The sequence below is a fragment of the Pseudomonas sp. MDT1-16 genome (genome assembly GCF_054898115.1).
On record NZ_CM142717.1, the window covers coordinates 3,529,363 to 3,554,376 of the forward strand.

Consider the following 25,014-nt stretch of genomic DNA (forward strand, 5'->3'; position numbering starts at 1 on the left):
GTGCGCCTTCCGCCATGTTAGGCCGAAGCGTAGATTTCTGATAGCTCCGCTTCGGGAGTGGCCAGAAATGAGGGACAGAATGAAATCAATCAGTGCAGTCGCAGAGCAAGCGCAACAGACACCGTCCGTTCGGTGGGTGTTGGCCAGTCTTTCGCTGTCGATGCTGCTGTCCTCGCTGGGCACCAGTATCGCCAATGTCGGTTTGCCGACCTTGGCCCTGGTGTTCAACGCCTCCTTTCAGGAAGTGCAGTGGATCGTCCTCGCCTACCTTCTCGCCATCACCACCCTGATCGTCAGCGTCGGTCGGCTCGGTGACATGACTGGGCGTCGGCGGCTGCTCTTGGCCGGCATCGGCGTATTCACGCTGGCGTCGGCGTTGTGCGGCTTTGCGCCCACGCTCTGGATGCTGATTGGCGCCCGGGCGCTGCAGGGACTCGGTGCGGCAATCATGATGGCGCTGACCATCGCCTTTGTCAGCGAGACGGTAGGGAAGGAGAAAATCGGCAGCGCCATGGGCTTGCTCGGGACGATGTCGGCAATAGGCACCGCGATGGGGCCGTCGCTCGGAGGCCTGCTGATTGGCGGGTTCGGCTGGCGGGCGATCTTCCTCATCACCGTACCGCTGGGCTTGCTGACGTGGGTGCTCGCACATCGCTACTTGCCCGCCGATCGCCAGAAACCCAAGACCGATCGTGCCGGCTTCGACCCGCTGGGCACACTGCTGCTGGCGTTGACACTCGCCGCTTATGCGCTGGCCTTGACCCTTGGGCGAGGCAGTTTCGGCCCGCTCAACATCGCCTTGCTGTTGGCGGCGGGCGTCGGCGTCAGCCTCTTTGTGTTCGCCGAGGCCCGCGTCACTTCGCCGTTGATTCGACTGGCGATATTCCGTGATCCGGTGCTCAGTGGCAGCCTCGCCATGAGCCTGCTCGTTGCGACAGTAATGATGGCGACGCTCGTGGTCGGGCCCTTCTATCTCGCGCAGGGACTCGGCCTCGATGCCGTTCTGGTGGGGCTGGTCCTGTCGGTCGGGCCGTTTGTCGCGGCACTGACGGGTGTGCCCGCAGGCCGTATTGCCGACCGCTTTGGCGCCCGACGCATGACCCTCGTCGGGCTCGCGGCCATGGCGACCGGCTGCTTCACGCTATCGGTGCTGCCGGAGACATTCGGCATCGGTGGCTACCTCTTACCCATGGTCGTGATCACTCTCGGCTATGCGCTGTTCCAGACAGCCAACAACACGGCGGTCATGGCGGATGTTCAGCCAGACCAACGGGGCGTCATTTCCGGCATGCTCAACCTGTCGCGCAATCTGGGGCTGATCACGGGTGCGTCCGCCTTGGGCGCGGTGTTCGCGCTCGCATCGGCCGCTGTCGACATTGCAACAGCGCAACCCGAAGCGGTTGCCAGCGGTATGCGAATCACCTTCGCCGTGGCGCTGGTGTTGGTCGCTGTCGCACTGGCCATCGCGCTGGGAAGCCGCGCGTTGGCAACGCGTCATAACCGCCGGTAACCCGACACGGCGATTATTTTTCCAGTACGACCAGTGGCGTGTCTTTCTTCACAATGTACGTCGCCAGCTCCGACGCTTTGTTCGCGCCGATATTCTTCGCGACGTGCGCAGTACCGGCGGGGATGTACAAGGAATCGCCAGCCTTGAGCGTTATCGGTGGCCGCCCCTCGAGCTGATATTCAAACGTGCCCTCAATGACGTAGGCCACTTCCACCCCCGGATGAGAATGCTTAGGGGATACCACACCCGGCTCGAAATCAACGCGAACCTGAATCACTTCACGCCCGGCGACGTCGAGATCCTGGCGCAGCAGATCGGTGCGGTGAAGACCCGCCTGCCAGCTTTTTACCGGAGGCGCCTCTTGAGCTTGAGCGAGGCCCGCAAAGGCGGTGAGTGCCGCGGCAACGGCGACGCCGAGCATGCCAGCGCTGATACGGTGGTTGAAACGGGACATGGCATTTCTCCAATATGTGCGCGGAAAGTCGCGCGCAGGTTGCCGCGGATGCGGTGGCTCTATTCAGAGGCCGCCGTGTATCGCGCATGTGTCGCCAATGCCCTGGATTTGTATGCGAAGTTAGCTGCAGCCGCGCTGGATACGTTCCGATACAAACGAATCCTGCGCACACGAAAAAGCCCGCACAAGGCGGGCTTGGAAATCGAGTAGGTGGCCGGTGCTGGTCTCCGGCTTACAAGGTTTATCAGGACTCCCACAGAACAGTTTTGTGCTGTCCTGCTTCACACGGCATAAGGGCTGGATCTCAGCGCGGAGATCTTTCTAACCGTGTACCCTTCGGAACGCGCCCCACGTTTCCTCGCCATCCGCTTGCGCATCAGTCTGCGTCTTCACCTACAACTTCAAGAGTAGTACAAAGTCCGAAGCGCAAGGTGGGCTTTTTTAGAACGATTTTGCCCTGAGGGAAGCGTGGCAGGATTGAAAGATGCTATCGCCAGTGACGCACCTCTGTGGGTCAAATGCCGAGCGCCAGCCGTTTACAGATCGGTGATTTCCTTATGGCGTGGCACCAGCGTCTTCATCACGCTCCACGCCACCAGATAGGCCACCGCACAGATGGCAAACATGATCATGTAGCCGGTATGAATATCGCCAATCAGTTTGTAATGGTCGATCACCCAACCGCCGGTCTTGGTCATCACTACGCCGCCCAAGCCGCCTGCCAAACCACCAATACCGACCACCGAAGCGATGGTTTTTTGCGGAAACATGTCGGACACGGTAGTGAAGATATTGCACGACCACGCCTGGTGCGCGGATGCGCCCACGCCGATCAGCAGCACCGGCACCCAGAAACTGAGGTAACCCAATGGCTGCGCCAGTAACACCAGCAGCGGGAAGAAGGCGATCACCAGCATGGCTTTCATACGGCCGTCATACGGCGCGTCGCCGCGTGCCATGAAATAGCTGGGGAACCAGCCGCCGCCGATGCTGCCCACCATGGTCATGCTGTACAACACGGCCAGCGGCAACACGATGGCCTGGCCCTTCATGCCGTATTGCGCTGACAGATAGGTCGGCAGCCAGAACAGGAAGAACCACCACACGCCGTCGGTCATGAATTTGCCAAAGGCAAAGGCCCAGGTCTGGCGGTAGGTCAGCAACTTGAACCACGATACTTTTTTGGCAGCGGCACCCGAGTCTGTGCGGGTGAGCGCCTGCGCGCCCTGATCACTGCGGATGTAGGCCAGTTCCTGCGCCGACAGGCGTTTTTGCTCCTCCGGCTTTTCGTACAGCGCAATCCATACGCCCAGCCAAACGAAGCCCAACATACCGACCACGATGAAAGCCGCTTCCCAGCCCCACAGGCCGGCGATCAGCGGTACGCAGATCGGCGCCAGGATCGCGCCCACATTGGCACCGGAGTTGAAAATACCGGTGGCAAAGGAACGTTCCTTCTTCGGAAAATATTCGGCGGTGGCCTTGATTGCGATCGGAAAGTTACCCGCTTCGCCTATCGCCAGCACGGCGCGCGACAGCATGAAGCCTGCGATCGAGACCGGGATGACGGCAATGCCGAGCGCGCTGGATATGGCGCCGATCCCCTCACCCATCGGCACCGCAAAGGCGTGCATTATTGCGCCGGTCGACCAGATGCCGATGGCCAACACAAAGGCGGTCTTGGTGCCGATCCTGTCGACCACACGGCCGGCGAACAGCATGGAAATCGCGTACACAAACTGAAAAACAGAAGCGATGTTGGCGTAATCGGTATTGCTCCAGCCAAATTGCGTCGATAGATCCGGCGCCAACAAACTCAGTACCTGGCGGTCCAGGTAATTGACGGTGGTGGCAAAAAACAGCAACGCACAGATAGTCCAGCGGTACTTGCCGACGGCCTGGCCGATGCGTTGCGGGTTGATGGGCTCGTTCAGATTCATAGCATCACTTTATTATTGGATTAGGCTCGAAAATGGGCAATCAATGCTCAGCGACCGGAGTTGGACGTATAGCAAGTGCTATCAGGCGTTTGGCGAAACAGCCGTATGTAACGCGCAAGACTGCGGGGATGGGCAAGCAGTCAAGGTCGAGCCATAAGAAGGGGCATTCAGGGAGGCGTGCAGGCGAGTTGAATTCATGATGGGGCCGATACTCTTTTTTATTTTTAGGGTTTAATCGTCGACAATTGTCTGTCGTCGTACAACTGTACCTTTTATATCGAGTTAACTCCTAGGCTGTCAATCTGAAAAATAGCCGTTCGTCTCAACAATGACCGCCTGTTAAGGGCATTAAGCGCAGGGTATGGACGATTGGTGATTGGGCATTGTTATACGACAACGCCTTTCACAAGCTCATGACGAGAGACATCGATAGCGGTCATCTCGTCAGGGTTTCGCAGGGCCGCTTATTCAGCCGATTGGGTGCGAGAGGCCGCTCGTGTCGAGGTGTTGAGCGCGACGGCGGCGAGAATGAGCGCCTTCAAGGCTTTCTCATCAGGCGTGTCGCCCTCATGCAAATCAATGGCACGTCGGGTGTTGCCGTCGAGACTGGCGTTGAAGAGCCCTGAAGGGTCTTCCAGCGAGGCGCCCTTGGCAAACGTCAGCTTCACGACCTGCTTGTACGTCTCACCGGTGCAGATGATGCCGGCGTGCGACCACACTGGAACCCCCCGCCACTTCCATTCCTCGACCACGTCGGGGTCAGCCTGCTGGATGAGCGTTCGGACCCGAGCGAGCGTCTCGCCCCGCCAATCTCCCAGTTCCTTGATTCTCGCGTCTATCCGCTGAGAGGCCGAATCTCCCCCCTCTTCTTCCTTTGCACCGACCTGCTCTTTCTTCATGGTGGGTGTCGTCTTCTTCATGAGGGTGTCCAAAACCGGGCTCTACAGCGTTTTTTGACTGTTGCCGAGGGTCTTTGCCTTTTCGATCCCCCAGTCAAAGGCAGCCTCCATGTCCAGCAGATGCGGTTTTGGATCGTGATCCTCAAAAATAGCCGTGCCGTCCGGCCGGTACACACCGATGAACATTTCCAGCGAGCCGTCCCTCAATATCTCGGCTTTGACCTCTATCTTGCATCCGTTCGACAGCGTTTCCTTGTGGACCATATGACGTTCAGTCATTGCTGCATTCCTCTCGTTTAAGTCCGAGTAGCGCATTTACCTATGGGCCATGTTAGCTCAGTGCGGCCCACTAAAAGGCCTGCCAGGACAGCGGCGTAATGCCACCTATACTAGAAGCCACCGTCCCCACGGGGTCTGCACGCCTAACAATAAAAAGCAGAGGTGGAACATGGTCTGGCAGCAAATCTACGATCCGTTCGGCAACCCGATACTTTCAACCCTCATGGCAGCAGTGCCGGTCGTGGTGATGCTGGCAGCCCTGGCGTTTTTCCATATCAAGGCGCATCTGGCGGCATTGATGGCCCTGGCCTCGGCGCTGGTGATCGCGATTTTCGCTTTCGGCATGCCGGCGAACATGGCCGGCTCGGCCGCCCTTTACGGCGCCGCCAACGGTTTGCTGCCCATTGGCTGGATTGTGCTCAACATCATTTTCCTGCATCGGCTGACAACCGAGAACGGCTCGTTCAAGGTGCTGCAGGATTCCCTGGCGCGCATCACCGACGACCGACGCCTGCAATTGCTGCTGATTGCCTTCTGCTTCGGTGCTTTCTTCGAAGGCGCCGCTGGTTTCGGCACGCCGGTGGCGGTGACCGGGGCGATTCTGATCGGGCTGGGCTTCTCGCCTCTGGCCGCGTCTGGCCTGGCGTTGATCGCCAACACCGCGCCTGTGGCGTTCGGCGCGCTGGGTACGCCGATCATCACCTTGGCCAAGGTGACCGGGCTGGATGAAATGGAACTGTCGATGATGGTCGGCCGGCAATTGCCGTTCTTCTCGGTGATCGTGCCGTTCTGGTTGATCTGGGCCTTCGCCGGATGGCGCAAGATGCTGGAAATCTGGCCGGCGATTCTGGTGGCGGGGGTCAGTTTTGCCGTACCGCAATTCGTGGTGTCCAACTACCACGGGCCGATGCTGGTGGACGTGATCGCCGCGCTGATTTCCATGGCCTGCCTGACCGGTTTCCTCAGGGTCTGGAAGCCGGCCACCGTGCATACCTCCGCCGCGCTGTCCGGGCGCGTCGACAACTCCAAAATAGCCGAAGAGCATGACGAAAAACCCGTCGCCAGCGCGACCTTTGCCAGCGATGCCAAACCTGCGGTGATGCGCGCGTGGATGCCGTGGATCATCCTCACGGTGTTCGTTTTCGCCTGGGGCACCCAGGGCTTCAAAAACATGTTCGATACCCGCCCGGCGATTGATCCGGCCACTAACTCGGCCAAGCTTGATCCTCAAGGCAAACCGATGCGCGAAGCGAACCCGATCTTCGCCCCGGTGTTGACGTTCACGACTATTCACCAGCAGATCGAGAAGGTCCCGCCCGTGGTGCCCACACCAAAAACCGAGGAAGCGGTCTACAAGTTCACCTGGCTCACCAGCACCGGTAGCGGCATCCTGCTGGCGGCGATTCTCGGCGGGCTGCTGATGGGCTATTCCATCCCGCAACTTATCCACCAGTACCTGCGAACGATCTGGGTCGTGCGTTACTCGCTGATCACCATCGTCGCGATGCTCGCCCTGGGTTTCCTCACCCGCTATTCAGGCCTGGACGCCACCATGGGCCTGGCCTTCGCCGCAACGGGCATCTTCTACCCCATGTTCGGCACCCTGCTCGGCTGGCTCGGCGTGGCCTTGACCGGCTCGGATACGGCGTCAAACGTGCTGTTCGGCGGCTTGCAACGGGTGACCGCCGAGCAGTTGGGGATTAGCCCGGTGCTGATGGCCGCGGCCAACAGTTCTGGCGGGGTCATGGGCAAGATGGTCGATGCCCAGTCGATCGTGGTGGCGTCCACCGCCACGCGCTGGTACGGCCATGAAGGGGAAATCCTGCGCTATGTGTTTTTCCACTCGATCATCCTGGCCATTCTGGTCGGTGGCCTGGTGACGTTGCAGGCGTATGTGGCGCCGTTCAGCAGTATGGTTGTGGGCGGGCATTGATTGACGTAAACCTGTCAGCCATGCCCGGGTCATCGCCGGGGCATGGCGGCAATGTTTCACTGTGTGGTGAGGGAGGCCCCGCCCCGTCTTCGACGCCGCGCTGTCGCGCAGCAAACTGGTTCGACCCGCCAACAACACATAGACAGTAGAACGCCCCAAGCCAATGATGCAAGTCAGTGGTAACCGGACACAGACCTCCAATAAAAACAACTGAGGGTCGTCAACCGACTATGAACATTCTCTACGATGAACGCGTCGACGGCGTCCTGCCTGATGTCGACAGAGCTGCCTTGCTGCAGGCGCTGCACACGCAGTGGCCGGATCTGGAAGTCCTGCACCAACAGGAAGAGCTCAAACCGTACGAATGCGACGGACTTTCTGCTTACCGCACCACACCCATGCTGGTGGTACTGCCGCGCCACATCGATGAGGTACAAGGCGTGCTTCGGCTCTGCCATGAGCGGCATGTCGCGGTGGTCGCCCGCGGTGCCGGCACCGGTTTGTCCGGGGGCGCATTGCCGCTGGAAAAAGGCGTGCTGCTGGTGATGGCGCGCTTCAATAATATTCTGCACATCGACCCCGCCGCCCGCACGGCTCGAGTTCAGCCGGGGGTACGCAACCTGGCGATTTCCCAGGCAGCAGCGCCGTTTGGCTTGTACTACGCGCCGGACCCCTCCTCCCAGATCGCCTGCTCTATTGGCGGCAACGTGGCCGAAAATGCTGGTGGCGTGCATTGCCTGAAGTACGGGCTGACCGTGCACAACCTGCTCAAGGTTGACATCCTGACTGTCGACGGCGAACACCTGAGCCTGGGTTCGCAGGCGCTCGACTCTCCGGGCTTCGATCTGCTGGCATTGTTCACGGGTTCCGAAGGCATGCTCGGTGTCATCACCGAGGTCACGGTCAAACTGCTGCCCAAGCCCCAGACCGCCAAAGTGCTGCTGGCGGCGTTCGATTCCGTCGAGAAGGCCGGTCGCGCGGTGGGTGACATTATTGCCGCCGGCATCATCCCCGGCGGCCTGGAAATGATGGACAACCTGGCCATTCGCGCCGCCGAAGACTTCATCCACGCCGGCTATCCGGTCGACGCCGAAGCCATCCTACTGTGCGAACTCGATGGCGTTGAAGCCGACGTTCATGATGACTGCGATCGCGTGCGCCAAGTGCTGGAACAGGCCGGCGCCACCGAAGTGCGCCAGGCCCGCGATGAAGCCGAACGCGTGCGTTTCTGGGCCGGACGCAAGAATGCCTTTCCGGCGGTGGGCCGCCTCTCACCGGATTATTACTGCATGGACGGGACAATTCCGCGCCGCGAGCTGCCCGGAGTGCTGCAGGCGATTGCCGCGTTGTCCGCCGAATACGACCTGCGGGTGGCCAACGTTTTCCACGCCGGTGACGGCAACATGCACCCCCTGATTCTGTTCGATGCCAATCAACCGAGCGAACTTGATCGCGCCGAAGCTCTGGGCGGCAAGATCCTCGAATTGTGCGTGAAGGTCGGCGGCAGCATTACCGGTGAGCACGGCGTGGGCCGGGAGAAGATCAATCAGATGTGTGCGCAGTTCAATAGCGATGAGCTGACCCTGTTCCATGCCGTCAAAGCCGCCTTCGATCCAAGTGGTTTGCTCAACCCTGGCAAGAACATTCCGACGCTGCACCGCTGCGCCGAGTTTGGCGCCATGCACGTTCATTTGGGACAGATGCCCTTCCCTGAACTGGAGCGTTTCTGATGCGCAGTGAACACGATCTCGACGACAGCGGCGCGCTGCTCGAGCAGGTCAACCAGGCGCTGCAAAACGCCACGCCGTTGCGCATTCAAGGTTCCAACAGCAAGGCGTTTCTTGGGCGCATCGTGGCGGGCGAAGTCCTCGACACGCGTAGCCACCGAGGCATCGTCAGCTACGACCCGACCGAACTGGTGATCACCGCCCGCTGCGGCACGCCGTTGACAGAGCTTGCTGAGGTGTTGGATGCAGCGCAGCAGATGCTGCCTTGCGAACCGCCCTCCTTCGGCGACGGCGCCACGGTCGGCGGCATGATCGCCAGCGGGTTGTCGGGACCACGGCGTCCCTGGTCGGGGTCCGTCAGGGACTTCGTCCTTGGGACACGCGTCATCACTGGTCATGGCAAGCATTTACGCTTCGGTGGCGAAGTCATGAAAAACGTTGCCGGCTACGACCTGTCGCGCTTGATGGCCGGCAGCTACGGCTCGCTTGGCGTGGTGACCGAAGTCTCGCTCAAGGTCCTGCCCAAGCCGCGTCAAGCCTTAAGCATCAGCCTGGAAATGGACAGTGATCGCGCCTTGCTTCGCCTCGCAGAATGGGGGCAACAACCGCTGCCGATCAGCGCCGCGTGCCACGATGGGCAGTGCCTGCACCTGCGACTTGAGGGTGGCGAAGGCTCGGTGGCTGCAGCTCATGAGCGACTGGGCGGCGAGTTGCTGAACTCCTCGTATTGGGTTGATCTCAACGAGCATCGATTGAGCTTCTTCGATGAGGACCAGGCACTTTGGCGCCTGTCCGTTCCTCACAACACGCCTCGACTTTCCCTGCCTGGCCGTCAGCTGATCGATTGGGGCGGTGCACAGCGCTGGCTCAAAACCGACGCAGACGCAACGTTCATTCGCTCGATCGTGGAAGAAGTCGGCGGGCATGTGACCTGCTACAGCCATGGCCTGATCGACAGCCCGTTTCAACCGTTGCCTGCCGCACTGATGCGCTACCACCGGAACTTGAAGCAACAACTCGATCCCCAGGGAATCTTCAACCCCGGACGCCTGTACGCGGAGCTTTGACCCATGCAGACCACCTTGAGCGAACGCGCACGCCAACTGCCCCGTGCCGAAGAAGCCGAAAGCATCCTGCGCACCTGTGTGCACTGCGGTTTCTGCAATGCCACCTGCCCGACCTATCAATTGCTGGGCGATGAGTTGGATGGACCGCGGGGCCGCATTTATCTGATCAAGCAGGTCCTGGAGGGCAACGAAGTCACGCAGAAGACCCAACAGCATCTGGATCGCTGCCTGTCTTGCCGTAATTGCGAAACCACCTGCCCTTCCGGTGTCGACTACCACAACTTGCTGGACATCGGCCGGGCCGTGGTCGATGCGGCGGTGCCGCGCCCACTCGGCCAGCGGTTGTTGCGCGAGGGATTGCGCAGCGTCGTACCCCATCCTGCGCTGTTCAAAGGACTGGTCAGCAGCGGCCAGGTGTTCCGGGCGTTGTTGCCCAACACCTTGAAAATAAAGTTACCCCGCCGTGTCTATCCAGCCAAGCCGCGCCCGACCACTCGCCACGCCCGGCAGGTGCTGATGCTCGAAGGCTGTGTGCAACCGAGTCTGTCGCCCAATACCAACGCGGCCGCCGCCCGAGTCCTGGATCGACTGGGAATCAGCGTCACCGCGACCCATGAAGCCGGATGCTGTGGTGCTGTGGATTATCACCTCGACGCTCAGGCGGCCGGCCTTGATCGCGCCCGCCGCAATATCGATGCGTGGTGGCCGAGCATTGAAAAAGGTGCCGAGGCCATCGTGCAAACCGCCAGCGGTTGCGGCGCTTTCATCAAAGACTACGGTCACCTGCTCAGCACCGATCCGGCCTATGCCGAAAAGGCTAGAACGGTCAGCGCGCTCGCCAAGGATCTGATTGAAGTGCTGCGCGACGAACCGCTGGAACAGCTCGGCATCCATAGCGACCAGCGCCTGGCGTTCCATTGCCCCTGCACGTTGCAGCACGCACAGAAACTGGGTGGCGCGGTTGAGGCGATTCTGACGAGTCTGGGCTTCAACCTCACGTCGGTCCCCGACGGGCACCTGTGCTGCGGCTCGGCGGGCACCTATTCGCTGACCCAACCCGAACTGTCCCGGCAACTGCGCGACAACAAGCTCAATGCGCTGGAAAGCGGACATCCCGAAGTCATTGTCACGGCCAATATTGGCTGTCAGTCCCACCTCGATGGTGCGGGCCGAACCCCTGTCAGGCACTGGATCGAACTGGTCGAAGCCGCCTTGCCATAACCGAGCACTGGAGAATTGCCATGAAAAGCAAAGCCGTACTGAGCCAGACCGAAGTCAGCCAAATCCTCGCGGCTGCACGCACCGAAGCGCAGAACAACCAATGGGCGGTAACCATCGTGATTGTCGATGACGGCGGCCACCCCCTGGCCCTCGAACGCCTCGACGGTTGCGCTCCGATTGGCGCCTACATCGCCACCGAAAAGGCCCGCACCTCGGCCCTCGGTCGGCGCGAATCCAAAGGCTATGAAGAGATGGTCAATGGCGGCCGCCACGCCTTTTTGTCGGCGCCATTACTGACCTCGCTGGAAGGTGGCGTGCCCATCATGGTCGACGGCCAGGTGATCGGCGCGGTCGGTGTATCCGGTGTCAAAGCCGAGCAGGACGCACAAGTTGCCAAAGCCGGCGCGCAATGCCTGAGCTGATCCGAGCTGAGCTGAGCTGAGCTGAGCGCTGAAACAGTCGGGCCGTGTGATAAACGGCCCGACGTTCGTTCTCGATCACTGCCCTTCAGCAAGTTCCGTCTTCGGTGTCCGCAGAGCGCGCCAGGCAATTAAAATTGCCATGAGTGCCAAGCCGAACGTCACCCACGAAACCAAATTAATTCCACCCTCGAATGCACTCCCCGCCTGCGTCATCAGCGCACGTGCTTGATCTCCCGACAACTGCACCGCCACATAATTAGCACCGGATAGCGTCTCACTCGCCAGCATCGTCTGCACCTCGCTCAAAAAACCCGGAAGCTGCAATGCACCGCGATAGTAGGCAGTGACGAGACCACCGAGCACTGTCGTCCCCAAAACCACACCCACTTCATAGGCTGTCTCACTAATGGCCGACGCCGCGCCCGCCTTTTCGGGCGGTGCGGCGGACAAAATCAGGTCGTTGGATACCGTCGCGATCGCGCCCACGCCAATGTTCAGCAAGGCAAAAGCCACCACCAGAACGAACAGGCTGCTGCCGATGCTGGCGACCAACAAAAACGCCGCCCCAACAAACGCCATCAGAATCGGCACCAGCACATGCACCTGTACTCGACGTGCCACAGGCACGACTGCCATTCCCACTACGATCGCCATGATCTGACCAGGTACTAACGCCAAGCTAGCCCTCAAGGGCGACATCTGAAGGACGATCTGTAAGAACTGAGTGGTGAAGAATACAAAGCCGACGAGGAACGCGAGGCTCATCAGATTGATCAGCACTGAGCCGCTGAAGGTGCCACTTCGGAACAGACTCAGATCCATCAGCGGCACAGGCAGACGTAACTGCCGACGCACAAACATCCACCCAGCAACCATGCCGATTACAAATGCTGTCAGTGCCAACCCGTCAACACCATTACTGGCGCTGTGTTTAATGCCGTAAACGATGGCACTGAGGGCAACCATCGATTCCAAGATACTGAGCGGATCCAATGGTCCTGAACAGTCTTGCTCGGACTCGGGCAACAACACCGGTCCCAATACCAATAACGGCACCAATACGGGTATTGCCAACAGGAAAATCGCCTCCCAGCTGAAAAATTCCAGCAAAACCCCACCGACCAAAGGACCGAGTGCCGATCCTACCGTCAGCGTTGTTGCCCAGATCGCGACAGCGACTCTCCGTTCTTCTCGATCCACAAATACCGAACGTATCAATGCCAACGTTGAGGGCATCAGCATCGCACCGAAAATCCCCATGCAAGCTCGCCCGGCAATCAGTTGTGTAGCCGTATCGGAGTAGGCGGTCAGCACCGACACAATGACAAAACCCAAAGACCCAGCCAGTAACAACTTACGATGACCGATTCGATCGCCCAGACTGCCCATCGACACCAGCAATCCCGCCAATACCAGCGAATAGGCATCGATCATCCATAACTGCTGACTAGCGCTCGGACGCAGGGCCTCGGCAATCTTGGGTAACGCGAATCCAAGCACCGTATTGTCCACGGTCACCAGTAGTACTGGCAGCATCAGCACGCTTAGGGCTGACCATCGTTTTGATTTTGCTCTGTGTTGTGCTGCCTTACTTACTAATGCCATCAGCCAAGCTCCTTATCACCCTCAAAAAATTCACAGGAGATTTTGCAATGCGCTGTGAAACGAACCCAGCACACTTCCATGTCGAGGACTCGGTTAGTTCAGTAATGAAAAAACGTGCTGACAATCGACAGCCCCCGAGTTCAAACGACTACCCAAAGCATTTGAAACGCCCTGTAAGTCGCGTCTGAACTCGTCATAATCTTGACTAGAGACATTATTCATCAAGCGTTCCATCCCTTCCGCCAGCGCGGCGCGCTGGTGGTTAGCCTGATCATTTTCTAGCTGTATATCCCAGTAGACTTCAGGCGGATTGACCAGAACCCGGGACAGCAACGCCATCATTGTCCGCATCGGAGGTGGCATCACCTCAAGAGCGCTTTCCAGATCAAGTGAAGACCTTGCCAACGCCAAGCCGAACCCGAGAATTGCGGCATGGGGCAACGCCTGACAGAGCGCCATGAGTTCATCGTGAGCCACGGGCGTCATTCGCTTTATCTTCATCCCCGCCTCCATCAAGTGTTGCTCGATGAAAGTCGAAGGCGAGTCGCCATCTTCAAGACAAATTGCGACGGTGCGTCCCTGAACGGAGAGCTTGGGTGAAAACATTGGGTTGACGCCGACGAAAGGCTGCTGGGACGAAGCATTTTTCAATGCTCTGTAAAATGGCTCCTGAACAGAACAAGTCGGTATGAATACAACATCGTTCGAAACGGAGCCAACAACCCAAGGTATTGCCCGGATAGCCACGCTTTCGGGCAACGCAAAGACCACTGCCACCGCTCCTTGGAAGATGTGCCCGGTATTGCTGAACGGACTTGTGACATCGACTTCATAGAAGCCACATTCCTGTTCGGAAGGCCTGCGATCCACCACCCGGACATCGTATCCATATTGCATAAGAATGCGGCTGATCAATGAGCCAACCAAACCCGCTCCCCCCAACACGACAACCGTGTCGCTCATCATGATTCGCTCCCTACGACAAAACTGTAATAAGGCACGCTAGCCTTGACCAAAGTTTCTTCAAGCTCTTGCTGTGGATCGGAGTGCGCAACAATCGCGCCACCAATTCCAAATTTCGCCTCGTTACCCTGGAGCACTGCCGTTCGGATGACAATACTCAGCTCCGCTCCACCACTGAAAGATAACCAGCCTAATGCGCCTGAGTAGACACCACGGGCGGAAGCCTCCAATACGTCAATAATTTCCATCGTGCGTTTCTTCGGAGCTCCCGTCATTGAGCCACCGGGGAAACAGGCTCGAATAGCTTCGATCGTTGAAATATCCGAGCGAAGGTGCCCACGAATCGTTGAGACAAGTTGGTGAACCGAAGAAAAGCTTTCCACTGAGAAAATCTCAGGGACATGAACGCTCCCTGGACGGCACACTTGATTCAAATCATGGCGCACCAAATCGACAATCATTAGGTTCTCGGCCCTGTCCTTTGCCGAGTTACGTAGCTCATCGCGCAATATTTGGTCCTCGGCGAATTGTTTACTACGCGGTCTGGTTCCCTTGATCGGTCTGGACTCGATCAATCCGCTGTCATCGATTCTGAGAAAGGTTTCGGGCGAAGCGCTTAATACTGAAAATCCTGCAAACGAGAGGTAAGCACCGTAGGGTACGGGGCTAGCCTGGCGCATTCGCCAATAAGCACTCAAAGGCGCACCGCTGTACGCCATTTTTGCCCTATTGGTCAGGCAGATCTCGTACGACTCCCCATCGGTGATGTACTTGAGAGATTGATTGATCTTACTGATGTAATCATCTGGCCCGTCCTCAAGCGAGAGCTTCAGCTGATCTACGGCACCTGGAATAAACGAACTGCAATGACCAGCGGACTCATCATTACGATGGAGAAAATCAGGTAAGGACGGCCAAACCACAGCATCGCCAGTCGCAGTCATCACGCATTCATAGGCCTTGTCTTCATGATGATCAAAGACAAAGAAATGCGGCGCAAACATGAATGAAGCATCCGGATAAACCGAACGGTAAATTTTTCGTCCACCCGCCAGTGCTTTCAATTCGTAACCGAGGTAGCCAACAAACCCACCCTTGAAAACAAACGGCAAGTACTGAGGGGTTGCCACATGCACAGCTTCGAAGATTTGGGCAATCAGTGTAAAAAAGTCTCCTTTGATGTTTTTTTTGCCCTTGGGGCCCTCAAGTTTCATGCACTCATCGTTGACATTGTATTCAAGCCTTATCGCTCCTTGCGCCTCCCCACTACCCATGATCGAGTAGCGGGCATTAGGTCTTTCTGACTTCTCGCTGTCTAGCCAAAAAGAAGAACGATCGTCTGCATAGAGCGTCGAGAATACTGCTAGTGGATCCGTGCATTCGGAAAACTCGCGGTAGGCAAGCTGCATATTCAGCATCCCCCCTACTGCGACGTAGGCATCTTTTGATGACGTACATTCCGTGTCGGACTCTAAGTGAGCTCTAGCACTGACGTTATGTTCCAGCGCCATGCGTACGAAGTTGCTCAATAGCGCATGGCCATATTCTGACTCGATGGATTCGGGGTGGAACTGGACACCCCAAACTGGTCTGGCGATGTGTTCGATTGCCATGACCACACCTTCAGACGTCCAGGCCGTACATTGGAGCTCTGCTGGTAGGCTTGTACACATTAACGAATGGTATCTGACCACTTCGAACTGCTCCGGTAAGTCTCGAAAGAGCCCTTTACCTGAATGAGTAATCCGACTGCGGTAGCCATGCACAGGGTTGGGAGCGTACCCCACCGTCCCCCCAAGAAATTGAGCGATTCCTTGGTGGCCTAGACAAATACCAAGCAACGGGACAGGCGAACGGAGGATGACGTCACCGCACACACCGAAATCCCCCTCCTGACTGGGGTGCCCTGGACCGGGCGACAGCACTACAGCGTCATATTTTTCGATGCCCAATTCATTGTACGCAAGTGTATTTTTGACTACATCCGCGCAAATGCCTGTCACCTCATACAAATACTGAGCGATGTTCTGGGTGAAGGAATCAAAGTTATCAATCAGCAATATTTTCATGAGGGTCGCCCCGGGGCCAGACACTGATTGATCAGGACGTCTTCCTGAGTACACGTCTCTTCTATAATCAGTTTGAATATCGACTCGGCATATTCCGGCCTCAATCCTACCGCCTCCGACCTAATCTTAATCATATCGAGCACGTAGGAAACTCGTCCGGGTTGCATCATCGCAATACCATGGATGGCTTTGAGCCGGGCAATGTCCATGCACACTTTCATTCGCTCAGAAAGCAGGTCGACAACTTGCAAATTTATCGAGTCAAGCCGCTCGCGCTGCGGCTGCAAAATGTTAGACGTGCCTGTCTGTGATAACTGTCCCTGTCGTTTCATCTTTTGCACCTCCGTTAGCCAATTTCTGGAAGAGAGTCGCCAGTCAGGCGTGATCCCGCTCATTGATAGCAGGCGTCCATATCCCCTTGCTCGTCATAGCCCCTAGAGCAGCCCCCAATAACCTGATGTCTTTGCCACTGTGGTCTGCTGAAATTGCAAAACGCAGCATCGCTTTGCCTTTGGCAATGATTGGGTAAAACACCGGAAAGAGCAGCATGCCTTGGTCACGCAGGATTCTCGCAGCCTGCAAGCCGGCCTCCTCTGTTTCAAAGAAGGCTCCTCTGACAGGTGACTGGATACCTGCGTTGAGCAACTGGTTGTCGGTGAGGGAATCTAAAAGGGCGACATTTTCCCAAAGTCGCCGTTGCAAAATATCGATCTCTTCACTGAGATGGATTTTCGCCGAGGCAACGTTCGCCGCCAACATGGGCACCATAATGGAATGACCAAATATCAGCGGATTCGCCAGGGTTCGGATAACTTCAACATCCCGTGGATCTGAAACCACGACAAAACCACCCGCGCCACCAAAGGCTTTGGAGAGAGACCCTGCCAGAATAATATTTGCAGGTAATGAGTGATCAACTGTTGAAAAGGCATATCCCGCACCATGTCGTCCGACGATCGAAATACCATGAGCATCGTCTACGTATAAGTATCCCTGTGCCGACTCTAGCTGCCGAGAGAGCTCAGCGATGGGTACAAGACCACTCATCGAACCAATTCCATCGATCAAGAGCACTGGAGTTTCACCTTTGTCGATGCAGTCTTTCAGCGCTGTGGTCATTGATTCTTGACTGGTGGACTCAACTCTAGAAACAGGTCCGAACTGGTCCAAAATCCCCCTAAGTACCTGCATCGAAGCATGGGCGGTTTTGTCCATCAGCCAATGGATTCGTCTTTTGACCGGATACCCACCCAACGAACCACTCCCCAGCAACGGTAAAACACCTAAATGGACACTGCTGGTAGAGGTAAACACCGCAACGCCGCTACCTCTGTAAATCTGAGAAAGCAACTCTTCCAGTTGAGGCAGGTAACGTGGGCGCATTGCACTTCGAGAAGACGACAGGTGCAATCCGGAAGTTTCCATAGCCTGGTGTGCGGCATCGATCAATGCCGAGTGGGTTTCCAAGCCCAAGTACGAACAGGAAACAAACTCTATGAATGTGCCTCCGTCCTGCAAGGTAATGTGCTTACCCGCACGACTCGCAACGGTAAAACCTGTCAGCCCTTCCTCGTAAGCCTGCGCCAGTGCACCAGTGGTGTTGCCGCGACGAATGCTCATCCAGTCTTGTCTAGTTTGCACATCCATAGCTAAACTCCTTTCTAAAAATCACTGAGATTTGCATCCGATGGTCATTACTGAGCTGCCCGAGGCGTCGGACGCTTCCTTATCGATTACAGTTTGTGTATTTGTCAGCTGACTCTGCTTGAACAGTTCGCGCACCGCTTTGGCCTGCTCCTCACCATGCTCAATGACTAGCCAACCTTCACGACTTAGTAACTGGTTCGCGAGCGAGATGATGTGCCGTATCAGTTCAAGACCATCGGTCCCGGAATAGACCGACACCCGTGGATGGTGATCGCTCCACTCAGGCAACAACTCTTGGAACTGTGGGACGTACGGAGGATTAGCGACAATCAAACCAACCTGATCTGTGAATCGCGTAAATGCCTGTTTGTCGCGAATGTCAGCCTGCAAGTGATTGACCTGCCCCCCCTTGCAGGCCAGTCGGTCGATATTGCGCTTGAGGTACTGCACCGCTATCTCATCAAACTCCACGCATGTCACTTTCAGATCCGGTCTACGTCGTGCGATCGCCAAGCCAATCGCGCCGCTTCCTGCACACAAATCGAGGACACTAGCACCCGGTCGCAGCACAGCACAGGTCTCCAGCCACTTGTGAATGATTTTGCTGTGAGGGCGGGGGATAAACACGCCGCTACCGACCACCAGCGGCATTTCGTCAAACTCCACCATGCCAACAATATGACCGAGAGGAATTCGGTTACAGCGCTCTTTAACCGCTAACATAAATTCATTGAGCGCACGACTTTTATCCACCCGTTCGATATAGCGATCTATAAGACAACTCAAATCTTCTTCCAAGTCCCAGACACCAGACGCTTGCAACATGGCCCGCGCTTGACTAATAGCAAGGTACTCACGATCCGTAAGACTCATGACCACTCCTTGTAATACTGCGCAAGTCTTTTCAAAATTGACTCATACAGATAGGAGAATGCGACCAACTCCGGCGGAGGCGTAAATGACGAGTGCAAATCATTTATAAGTTGTTCGTAATTGCGCGATAGCCCTTCATCCAGCAAAGGAAACCAGTAAGGTTTTATATCCCAACGATACTCATATCCTGTGGCAAACATCTGCTGTACCGTTTCCCTGACCGTATTTTCGCGGGCAAACCCGGATAACGGAGCACGTACAGGTTTGAAAGGGCTGAGATCTAGATCGGGAGTATCTATATCGGTAAGGCAATTAGCTATATACCGCGCCAACAATGGTGACTGGTGCAGGCCGTCTCGGTAGGTGCCTGTTGCAAGCCAAAGACCTTCGATGCCGCACTCGCCAATCAATGGAAAACCATCTGCCGGAATTGGCCTGTTGCCAACCTGTATGGAAATGATTTCAGCGCTATGAAGGTCCAGGTTCAGTTGATCAACAGCACAGTCAAGCAAAAACTGAACATCCGATATGAGAGCCTGTTGTTTAGGCCGCTCCGAAATTATATTAGTAGCTCCCAGATACAAGACTCCGTCCCCACGAGGGACACAGTGCAAGCCGCACGCAAAAGCACGATTTGGCGTCCGTATGACAGAACTCGGCAACTCAACCCCTTCTGGCATTTTCACGAGAATTGAAACGCCATATCCACTGAACAACGGTGGAATTTTCTTTACGAGCTCGTCGATATCACTAAGCAGGTCTAAAGATTGAACGCCTGCCGCAATCACAACTTTTCTTGCCCAAAGAACCTCTCCACTGCATAACTCAATGCCGGTGACTACCTCACCCTCAACCAACACGCGTTGGGCGTTCTCATTTTTCAGAGTGCCACCCTCTGAGACAAATGCAGCATCCAGTTTCTCCAGCAAAAGATGAGAATTCACGGAATGCTCGTTGGGTATGTACAACCCACGCAGAGGGCGAACCAGATGGTTGGGCTTCAGCCACTCCATTTTGCGCGGATCAACTATTTCAAACGGCTCACCATACTCACGAAGGGTTCTCTCGATGGTGTCGAAGTTAACGCTGTCCACCTCATCCATGCCGGCGGTGTTGAGCAGCACATGGGTCCCAATCGCGGTAAACAACGAACTAGAATCACCTGAAGAAATTGCCAAGCGCTCCGCCCAACTTGACCACAGGTGTTGAGCTTGTCGATCCATGTCTAATTTCAATCGACCAAAATCACTTGCCAGCAGGCCGCTTGTTACCTCCCCGAAACATCCATTCATCGCTCCGGCAGCCCTTGACGCAGCATTTGTACGATCAGTCTCACCGACTCGACAGACATTTAAACCTCGCGTGGACAACTCATACGCGATTGATCCACCAACTGCTCCTGCTCCTACAACAACGACGTCGAACTCCATGTTTTGACCTCAGACGATTGCCCGCAATGTAAGAAAATAAATTTTTCTCGTTGGAAACAGGAACATTTCTATAATTTCGTTACATTACGATTCAACCGACTATTTGTTTCATATTGTATCTTCGAAATAATTCTACACATATTGCAGCGGAGCTAAAAATCTGGACCTCTGCGCTTAAACCAAAGACTGTCCAGTTAACTTTTAAAAAACAGCAGCCTATGAAAACTTAGTTAAATTTACATAATTAGTAAAAACAAAAACTCAAAAAAAATCGACCATCACAGATTGCGTGAAAACTTAGCTACCCCCCTGACGATTCGAGCTTGGCCGTAGGTGAACTGATGGCGATTGATAGCGGTAAGTTCCAGGCAGCCGCGTCCTACCCCCAAAAGCAAGCGCCCCAAACAATCTCGGGCGTTTGCTTGAGTCACCTCTCCACGTTTTCACCCAGTCTTCGAGGCCTCTTTTTTTTGAGCGGCTACGCTCGATAGGTATCGCTCACGCTGTCCAGCCGACAGAGCAATCGGCCCAAGAGGAAGCGCACAGATGACCCGTCTCACTGCGAAAGATTTTGCCCCGGAATTGCTCGAACTGTACGACTACTACGCCCACGGCAAGATCAACCGGCGTGAATTTCTGGATCGAGCGGCGTTGTTAACCTTGGGTGGTTTGACCGCCAGCGCGCGCATCACCGGCGCCTTGATTCTGGCCACATCTTTGGCGTCTGGTCGCCAGGAGTTTCTTAAAAGTTATATCCCAGGTGTGTTGGCGTCCGATGAAAAAATCGTAGCTTCACCCAGAAAACGATAACAACGTTTTTAAAGTTCTAGCGCAGCAGGTATGGAGTGTCGACCCTCCACCGTCCGCACAGTACTCAACCATTTGAACAGCCAGTTCCCATGACTTGATACTGCAGGACATGCCGTTGACCCTGAGAGTCTTCATACGTCATGTGTGCAGGGACTGGCCCGCACTGGTCGGGAATATCGGTCACTGTGATGACTTTTTTGATATCCAGTTTCGTATCGTAAGTGTACGTTTCAACAGGCAGCTTGCTGTCCGCGGCAGTTGAATGACTCTCGCCTGCAAATGCCGGCGCACCTAAAACGCCAAGTGCAAGAAACATCACAAGTTTTGAAATTTTCATCATGTTCACTTATCGTCAAAAGTCAACCTCGTGAGCGAATGGATACTTACCTATTTGCTCACGAGGTAGAGACGATACTAGGTGTTTACCCCTCCCTCAAACAGCAGTCCACTGGACAAACACTGTTGGCAGATTTTGCATGAATGGACCGCTGGCGAAATGCCTCATCAAGAACAATTATTGAATGCGAACATCTATCAATACAGCGCACATTGGTAACCAGACGAAGTAACGATTCAAAGCGTTATAACCCTATGTAACACCCGAACAGGAATAATTCACCGTCGGTCGTTAAAAGCTCATGCCAGAAAACTTGCGAAAACTTCGTGATCTAGTCTGAGTGCAAGTTCGGCTGGAGAATGATTAATGCCCTTGGCTGAAGAACGCAAACCCGAGCGACGCAAGGAGACCCGGCTGTTTCTCTTTCTTGTTGTCTGCCTCTTTCCGCTGCTGTCGGTTGCTATCGTCGGCGGTTACGGCTTTATCGTCTGGTTTTTTCAGATGTTGTACGGCCCACCTGGACCCCCTAACTAATAGCCTTTCTAAAAGCCTATTGGAGCCAGCACATGGACGAAGCCCTGCATATTGCCAGTCTTGTAGTACTTGCCAGGCCTGAATTGTTCGACGCCGTTAAAGCCAACCTGCGTTTGCTGGACGGCCTGGAGCTGCATCAGGAAAGTGCTGCCGGAAAACTGGTGGTGGTCCTTGAGGCCGTGCACGAAAGCCAGATCCTTCAACGCATCGAACAGATCAACAACCTGCCGGGCGTACTCAACGCCGCGTTGATCTATCACGAACTCCTCGAACCCGAAGGAGATATCGAATGAGCATGTCGCGCCGAGCATTCGTCAAGGCCCAGGCCGCCGCTATCGCAGCCGCCGCTGCCGGGCTGCCGATTGTTACCTCCGCCAGTAATCTGGTGACCGAAGCGGACATGGTCACCCTGGACTGGAACAAAGCGCCCTGCCGTTTCTGCGGCACCGGTTGCAGCGTGATGGTTGCCACTCGGGATAACCGTGTGGTCGCCACCCACGGCGACGTCAAGGCAGAGGTCAACCGTGGACTGAACTGCGTGAAGGGCTATTTCCTTTCCAAAATCATGTATGGCGTAGATCGCCTGACCCAACCGCTTTTGCGCATGAAGAATGGCCAATACGACAAGCAGGGCGAATTCCAGCCGATCAGCTGGGAGAAGGCCTTCGACATCATGGAGTCGAAATTCAAGGAAGCCTTGAAGAGTAAAGGTCCCGAGTCGGTTGGCATGTTCGGTTCCGGGCAATGGACCGTGTGGGAAGGCTACGCCGCCAACAAGCTGATGAAGGCAGGCTTTCGCAGCAATAACATCGACCCCAACGCCCGCCATTGTATGGCCTCGGCGGTGATGGGTTTTATGCGCACTTTTGGCATGGATGAGCCGATGGGTTGCTACGACGACATCGAAGCCACCGATGCCTTCGTGCTCTGGGGCTCGAACATGGCCGAGATGCACCCGGTGCTCTGGAGCCGGGTCACCGACCGGCGCCTGAGCCAGCCTCACGTGAAAGTTGCAGTACTGTCCACCTTCGAACACCGCAGTTTCGAATTGGCCGATATCCCCATGGTGTTCACGCCGCAAACTGATCTGCTGATCCTTAACTACATCGCCAACCACATCATTGAAAGCGGCGCGGTGAACCAGGATTTCATCAGCAAGCACACACGGTTTGCCAAAGGCACTGACGATATCGGGTACGGCCTGCGCCCTGACGATCCACGGGAAATGAAGGCGAAAAATGCCGGCAAGGCCAATACCTGGACGGATATTTCCTTCGAACAATACGCAGCGTTCGTCAAACCTTACACGCTGGAGCGAACCGCCAAAGAGACGGGGGTCTCGGCTGAACGACTCAAGGCCCTGGCCGAGTTGTATGCAGACCCCAAGCGCAAGGTTGTGTCGTTCTGGACCATGGGTTTCAACCAGCACACTCGCGGCGTCTGGGCCAACAACCTGATTTACAACATCCATCTGCTCACCGGCAAAATCAGCGAGCCGGGCAACAGCCCTTTCTCGCTGACCGGCCAGCCATCGGCCTGTGGTACCGCACGTGAAGTCGGGACGTTCTCCCACCGGTTGCCTGCCGATCTGGTGGTGACCAACCCCAAGCACCGCGCCATCGCCGAAAAAATCTGGAAACTTCCAGCCGGCACTATTCAGGAGAAGCCCGGTTTTCACGCGGTGGAACAAAGCCGCATGCTCAAAGACGGCGTGCTCAACGTTTATTGGACCCAGGCCAGCAATAATATGCACGCCGGGCCGAACATCATGCAGGAAGTCCTGCCGGGCTGGCGCAACCCGGATAATTTCGTGATTGTCTCCGATGTCTACCCCACCGTTTCCGCGCAAGCCGCCGACCTGATCCTGCCCAGCGCCATGTGGGTGGAAAAGGAAGGTGCCTTCGGCAACGCCGAGCGGCGTACGCAATTCTGGCACCAGTTAGTGAGCGCGCCAGGGGACGGCAAATCGGACCTGTGGCAGTTGGTGGAATTTTCCAAGCGCTTCACCACCGATGAAACCTGGCCCGCCGAGTTACTGGCCAAGGCTCCTGAGTACAAGGGCAAAACCCTGTTTGAAGTGCTTTTCAAGAATGGCCAGGTAGACCAGTTCCCGGTCGAGCAAATGGAAGCCGGATACAAAAACGATGAAGCCAAGGTCTTTGGCTTTTACCTGCAAAAAGGCCTCTTCGAGGAGTACGCCCAGTTCGGTCGCGGCCACGGGCATGACCTCGCCGCGTTCGACCGCTACCACAGCGAACGGGGTCTGCGCTGGCCGGTGGTCGACGGCAAGGAAACCCGCTGGCGTTACCGCGAGGGGCTGGACCCCTACGTGGAGAAAGGCAGCGAGGTGCAGTTCTACGGCTACCCCGACAAGAAGGCGATCATCTTCGCCCTCCCCTACGAGCCGCCAGCCGAAGCCCCGGATGCCGATTACCCGTTCTGGCTGAGCACCGGACGCGTCCTGGAACACTGGCACACGGGCACCATGACCCAACGCGTCGAAGAACTGTACAAAGCGGTGCCGGACGCGCTGGTCTACATGCACCCCGACGATGCCAAGGCCTTGAAGGCCCGGCGTGGTAGTGAAGTGAAGTTGATCAGTCGACGCGGTGAGATCCGTGCGCGCATCGAGACCCGCGGGCGTAACAAACCTCCGCAAGGACTGGTTTTCGTGCCGTTTTTCGATGCCAACAAGCTGATCAACAAGGTCACGCTCGACGCCACCGATCCGATCTCCAAGCAAACCGACTACAAAAAATGCGCGATACGAATCGAGTTGATCAGCGTGGCCTGAGGAGAACCGTCATGCCTTTTCGAATCCTGCCATTGCTCCTGCTCGCTGGGATTGGTGTGGTGATCGCTGCAGAAGTCGACTACCCCCTCGATGCGTCAGGGCCGGATGGGCGCCGGCCCGGTGGCACCTTGACCCAGAGCATGCCGGCCCCGCCCATTGCCAACGAAGAAAACAAAGACCTGAAGCGCGAACGCAACTACCCGGACCAGCCGCCCACCATCCCCCATACCATCCTCGGTTATCAGATCGACAAGAACGGCAACAAGTGCCTGTCCTGTCACAGCCGGGCCAACAGCGCACGGACCCAGGCGACGATGATCAGCATCACCCACTACATGGACCGCGACGGTCAGGCACTCGCGGCGGTATCACCGCGTCGTTACTTCTGTAACCAATGCCACGTGCCGCAAACAGATGTGCTGCCTCTGGTGGAAAACAGCTTCGAGACCATCGACAAAATACTTCAAAACGATGCCAACGCCGCGCAGAAACCCTGAGGA

22 protein-coding genes and 1 pseudogene are annotated in these 25,014 nt (G+C 56.4%); 11 read left to right on the forward strand and 12 right to left on the reverse strand.

Translation table 11 applies throughout. The features are described from left to right. Positions 1 to 79: 79 nt before the first annotated feature. Positions 80 to 1,510 (forward strand): MFS transporter, encoded by a 1,431-nt coding sequence (locus ACYZT3_RS16155; RefSeq protein ID WP_462032382.1) that lies wholly within the window; start codon positions 80 to 82, stop codon positions 1,508 to 1,510. Between the two features lie 13 nt (positions 1,511 to 1,523). Here ACYZT3_RS16155 and ACYZT3_RS16160 read toward each other — a convergent pair whose 3' ends face one another. From ACYZT3_RS16160 to ACYZT3_RS16175, 4 genes are all read right to left on the reverse strand, one after another. Continuing rightward, positions 1,524 to 1,964, reverse strand: a complete 441-nt coding sequence (locus ACYZT3_RS16160) for a cupin domain-containing protein (RefSeq protein ID WP_462030281.1) — start codon at positions 1,962 to 1,964, stop codon at positions 1,524 to 1,526. Between the two features lie 536 nt (positions 1,965 to 2,500). Next, the gene (locus tag ACYZT3_RS16165) at positions 2,501 to 3,904 is read right to left on the reverse strand and encodes an MFS transporter (RefSeq protein WP_462030282.1); all 1,404 of its coding nucleotides are present in this window, start codon (positions 3,902 to 3,904) and stop codon (positions 2,501 to 2,503) included. A gap of 464 nt (positions 3,905 to 4,368) precedes the next feature. Next, positions 4,369 to 4,803, reverse strand: coding sequence for a DUF1801 domain-containing protein (locus ACYZT3_RS16170; protein ID WP_462032383.1), 435 nt, complete (start codon positions 4,801 to 4,803; stop codon positions 4,369 to 4,371). 42 nt (positions 4,804 to 4,845) lie between these two features. Continuing rightward, the gene (locus ACYZT3_RS16175; protein ID WP_282375862.1) at positions 4,846 to 5,082 is read right to left on the reverse strand and encodes a hypothetical protein; all 237 of its coding nucleotides are present in this window, start codon (positions 5,080 to 5,082) and stop codon (positions 4,846 to 4,848) included. A 169-nt stretch (positions 5,083 to 5,251) separates the two neighbouring features. Between ACYZT3_RS16175 and ACYZT3_RS16180 the strand changes: the two genes are divergently transcribed. The 5 genes from ACYZT3_RS16180 to ACYZT3_RS16200 all read left to right on the forward strand — a co-directional run bounded on the left by ACYZT3_RS16180 (position 5,252) and on the right by ACYZT3_RS16200 (position 11,452). After that, positions 5,252 to 7,015 carry an L-lactate permease gene (locus ACYZT3_RS16180; RefSeq protein ID WP_282375863.1) on the forward strand — a complete coding sequence of 588 codons (1,764 nt, stop codon included), beginning with the start codon at positions 5,252 to 5,254 and terminating at the stop codon, positions 7,013 to 7,015. Between the two features lie 230 nt (positions 7,016 to 7,245). Beyond that, the gene (gene glcD / locus ACYZT3_RS16185; RefSeq protein ID WP_462030283.1) at positions 7,246 to 8,745 is read left to right on the forward strand and encodes a glycolate oxidase subunit GlcD; all 1,500 of its coding nucleotides are present in this window, start codon (positions 7,246 to 7,248) and stop codon (positions 8,743 to 8,745) included. After that, entirely contained in the window at positions 8,745 to 9,809 is a 1,065-nt protein-coding gene (gene glcE, locus ACYZT3_RS16190) for a glycolate oxidase subunit GlcE (RefSeq protein WP_282375865.1), read from the forward strand. The genes glcD and glcE overlap by 1 nt, the downstream gene beginning before the upstream one ends. A 3-nt stretch (positions 9,810 to 9,812) precedes the next feature. Next, complete coding sequence (gene glcF / locus ACYZT3_RS16195; RefSeq protein WP_282375866.1) at positions 9,813 to 11,030, forward strand: glycolate oxidase subunit GlcF; 1,218 nt, start codon at positions 9,813 to 9,815, stop codon at positions 11,028 to 11,030. A 20-nt stretch (positions 11,031 to 11,050) separates the two neighbouring features. Next, a complete protein-coding gene (locus tag ACYZT3_RS16200; protein WP_282375867.1) occupies positions 11,051 to 11,452 on the forward strand; it encodes a heme-binding protein in 402 nt (133 codons plus the stop codon). Positions 11,453 to 11,527: 75 nt separating this feature from the next. On the opposite strand, the gene ACYZT3_RS16205 is transcribed toward ACYZT3_RS16200, so the two are convergent. From ACYZT3_RS16205 to ACYZT3_RS16235, 7 genes are all read right to left on the reverse strand, one after another. After that, on the reverse strand, positions 11,528 to 13,057 hold the full coding sequence (locus tag ACYZT3_RS16205; protein WP_462030284.1) for an MFS transporter: 1,530 nt from the start codon (positions 13,055 to 13,057) through the stop codon (positions 11,528 to 11,530). A gap of 93 nt (positions 13,058 to 13,150) precedes the next feature. Next, positions 13,151 to 14,023 carry a prephenate dehydrogenase dimerization domain-containing protein gene (locus tag ACYZT3_RS16210; protein ID WP_462030285.1) on the reverse strand — a complete coding sequence of 291 codons (873 nt, stop codon included), beginning with the start codon at positions 14,021 to 14,023 and terminating at the stop codon, positions 13,151 to 13,153. Continuing rightward, the gene (pabB, locus tag ACYZT3_RS16215) at positions 14,020 to 16,089 is read right to left on the reverse strand and encodes an aminodeoxychorismate synthase component I (RefSeq protein ID WP_462030286.1); all 2,070 of its coding nucleotides are present in this window, start codon (positions 16,087 to 16,089) and stop codon (positions 14,020 to 14,022) included. The genes ACYZT3_RS16210 and pabB overlap by 4 nt, the downstream gene beginning before the upstream one ends. Beyond that, entirely contained in the window at positions 16,086 to 16,484 is a 399-nt protein-coding gene (locus ACYZT3_RS16220; protein WP_462030287.1) for a chorismate mutase, read from the reverse strand. Before ACYZT3_RS16220 ends, pabB begins: the two co-directional genes overlap by 4 nt. After that, complete coding sequence (locus ACYZT3_RS16225; protein ID WP_462030288.1) at positions 16,465 to 17,736, reverse strand: aminotransferase class I/II-fold pyridoxal phosphate-dependent enzyme; 1,272 nt, start codon at positions 17,734 to 17,736, stop codon at positions 16,465 to 16,467. Before ACYZT3_RS16225 ends, ACYZT3_RS16220 begins: the two co-directional genes overlap by 20 nt. Positions 17,737 to 17,757: 21 nt before the next feature. Continuing rightward, positions 17,758 to 18,609: a HemK/PrmC family methyltransferase gene (locus ACYZT3_RS16230; RefSeq protein WP_462030289.1), complete on the reverse strand. Its 852-nt coding sequence runs from the start codon at positions 18,607 to 18,609 to the stop codon at positions 17,758 to 17,760. Continuing rightward, positions 18,606 to 20,039, reverse strand: a complete 1,434-nt coding sequence (locus ACYZT3_RS16235; RefSeq protein ID WP_282375874.1) for an NAD(P)/FAD-dependent oxidoreductase — start codon at positions 20,037 to 20,039, stop codon at positions 18,606 to 18,608. Before ACYZT3_RS16235 ends, ACYZT3_RS16230 begins: the two co-directional genes overlap by 4 nt. Before the next feature lie 546 nt (positions 20,040 to 20,585). On the opposite strand from ACYZT3_RS16235, the pseudogene ACYZT3_RS16240 reads away from it, so the two are divergent. Beyond that, positions 20,586 to 20,723 (forward strand): annotated as a pseudogene (locus ACYZT3_RS16240) (YghX family hydrolase); the annotation flags it as partial. A gap of 190 nt (positions 20,724 to 20,913) precedes the next feature. Here ACYZT3_RS16240 and ACYZT3_RS16245 read toward each other — a convergent pair. Next, the gene (locus ACYZT3_RS16245; protein ID WP_462032384.1) at positions 20,914 to 21,186 is read right to left on the reverse strand and encodes a DUF2790 domain-containing protein; all 273 of its coding nucleotides are present in this window, start codon (positions 21,184 to 21,186) and stop codon (positions 20,914 to 20,916) included. A gap of 366 nt (positions 21,187 to 21,552) precedes the next feature. On the opposite strand from ACYZT3_RS16245, the gene napE reads away from it, so the two are divergent. The 4 genes from napE to ACYZT3_RS16265 are packed head-to-tail and all read left to right on the forward strand — an operon-like array spanning position 21,553 to position 25,011. Then, positions 21,553 to 21,720, forward strand: a complete 168-nt coding sequence (napE, locus tag ACYZT3_RS16250; protein ID WP_008032067.1) for a periplasmic nitrate reductase, NapE protein — start codon at positions 21,553 to 21,555, stop codon at positions 21,718 to 21,720. Between the two features lie 32 nt (positions 21,721 to 21,752). Beyond that, positions 21,753 to 22,013, forward strand: a complete 261-nt coding sequence (locus tag ACYZT3_RS16255; RefSeq protein ID WP_033059994.1) for a chaperone NapD — start codon at positions 21,753 to 21,755, stop codon at positions 22,011 to 22,013. Continuing rightward, positions 22,010 to 24,514: a nitrate reductase catalytic subunit NapA gene (napA, locus tag ACYZT3_RS16260; RefSeq protein ID WP_282375876.1), complete on the forward strand. Its 2,505-nt coding sequence runs from the start codon at positions 22,010 to 22,012 to the stop codon at positions 24,512 to 24,514. Before ACYZT3_RS16255 ends, napA begins: the two co-directional genes overlap by 4 nt. A gap of 11 nt (positions 24,515 to 24,525) precedes the next feature. After that, on the forward strand, positions 24,526 to 25,011 hold the full coding sequence (locus ACYZT3_RS16265; RefSeq protein WP_282375877.1) for a nitrate reductase cytochrome c-type subunit: 486 nt from the start codon (positions 24,526 to 24,528) through the stop codon (positions 25,009 to 25,011). Positions 25,012 to 25,014: the final 3 nt, after the last annotated feature.

Bases quoted from the DNA above. Each gene is read 5' to 3' on its own strand.
- ACYZT3_RS16155 (WP_462032382.1), top strand. From the start codon at position 80: ATGAAATCAATCAGTGCAGTCGCAGAGCAAGCGCAACAGACACCGTCC.
- ACYZT3_RS16160 (WP_462030281.1), bottom strand. From the start codon at position 1,964: ATGTCCCGTTTCAACCACCGTATCAGCGCTGGCATGCTCGGCGTCGCC.
- ACYZT3_RS16165 (WP_462030282.1), bottom strand. From the start codon at position 3,904: ATGAATCTGAACGAGCCCATCAACCCGCAACGCATCGGCCAGGCCGTC.
- ACYZT3_RS16170 (WP_462032383.1), bottom strand. From the start codon at position 4,803: ATGAAGAAAGAGCAGGTCGGTGCAAAGGAAGAAGAGGGGGGAGATTCG.
- ACYZT3_RS16175 (WP_282375862.1), bottom strand. From the start codon at position 5,082: ATGACTGAACGTCATATGGTCCACAAGGAAACGCTGTCGAACGGATGC.
- ACYZT3_RS16180 (WP_282375863.1), top strand. From the start codon at position 5,252: ATGGTCTGGCAGCAAATCTACGATCCGTTCGGCAACCCGATACTTTCA.
- glcD (WP_462030283.1), top strand. From the start codon at position 7,246: ATGAACATTCTCTACGATGAACGCGTCGACGGCGTCCTGCCTGATGTC.
- glcE (WP_282375865.1), top strand. From the start codon at position 8,745: ATGCGCAGTGAACACGATCTCGACGACAGCGGCGCGCTGCTCGAGCAG.
- glcF (WP_282375866.1), top strand. From the start codon at position 9,813: ATGCAGACCACCTTGAGCGAACGCGCACGCCAACTGCCCCGTGCCGAA.
- ACYZT3_RS16200 (WP_282375867.1), top strand. From the start codon at position 11,051: ATGAAAAGCAAAGCCGTACTGAGCCAGACCGAAGTCAGCCAAATCCTC.
- ACYZT3_RS16205 (WP_462030284.1), bottom strand. From the start codon at position 13,057: ATGGCATTAGTAAGTAAGGCAGCACAACACAGAGCAAAATCAAAACGA.
- ACYZT3_RS16210 (WP_462030285.1), bottom strand. From the start codon at position 14,023: ATGATGAGCGACACGGTTGTCGTGTTGGGGGGAGCGGGTTTGGTTGGC.
- pabB (WP_462030286.1), bottom strand. From the start codon at position 16,089: ATGAAAATATTGCTGATTGATAACTTTGATTCCTTCACCCAGAACATC.
- ACYZT3_RS16220 (WP_462030287.1), bottom strand. From the start codon at position 16,484: ATGAGCGGGATCACGCCTGACTGGCGACTCTCTTCCAGAAATTGGCTA.
- ACYZT3_RS16225 (WP_462030288.1), bottom strand. From the start codon at position 17,736: ATGGATGTGCAAACTAGACAAGACTGGATGAGCATTCGTCGCGGCAAC.
- ACYZT3_RS16230 (WP_462030289.1), bottom strand. From the start codon at position 18,609: ATGAGTCTTACGGATCGTGAGTACCTTGCTATTAGTCAAGCGCGGGCC.
- ACYZT3_RS16235 (WP_282375874.1), bottom strand. From the start codon at position 20,039: ATGGAGTTCGACGTCGTTGTTGTAGGAGCAGGAGCAGTTGGTGGATCA.
- ACYZT3_RS16245 (WP_462032384.1), bottom strand. From the start codon at position 21,186: ATGAAAATTTCAAAACTTGTGATGTTTCTTGCACTTGGCGTTTTAGGT.
- napE (WP_008032067.1), top strand. From the start codon at position 21,553: ATGCCCTTGGCTGAAGAACGCAAACCCGAGCGACGCAAGGAGACCCGG.
- ACYZT3_RS16255 (WP_033059994.1), top strand. From the start codon at position 21,753: ATGGACGAAGCCCTGCATATTGCCAGTCTTGTAGTACTTGCCAGGCCT.
- napA (WP_282375876.1), top strand. From the start codon at position 22,010: ATGAGCATGTCGCGCCGAGCATTCGTCAAGGCCCAGGCCGCCGCTATC.
- ACYZT3_RS16265 (WP_282375877.1), top strand. From the start codon at position 24,526: ATGCCTTTTCGAATCCTGCCATTGCTCCTGCTCGCTGGGATTGGTGTG.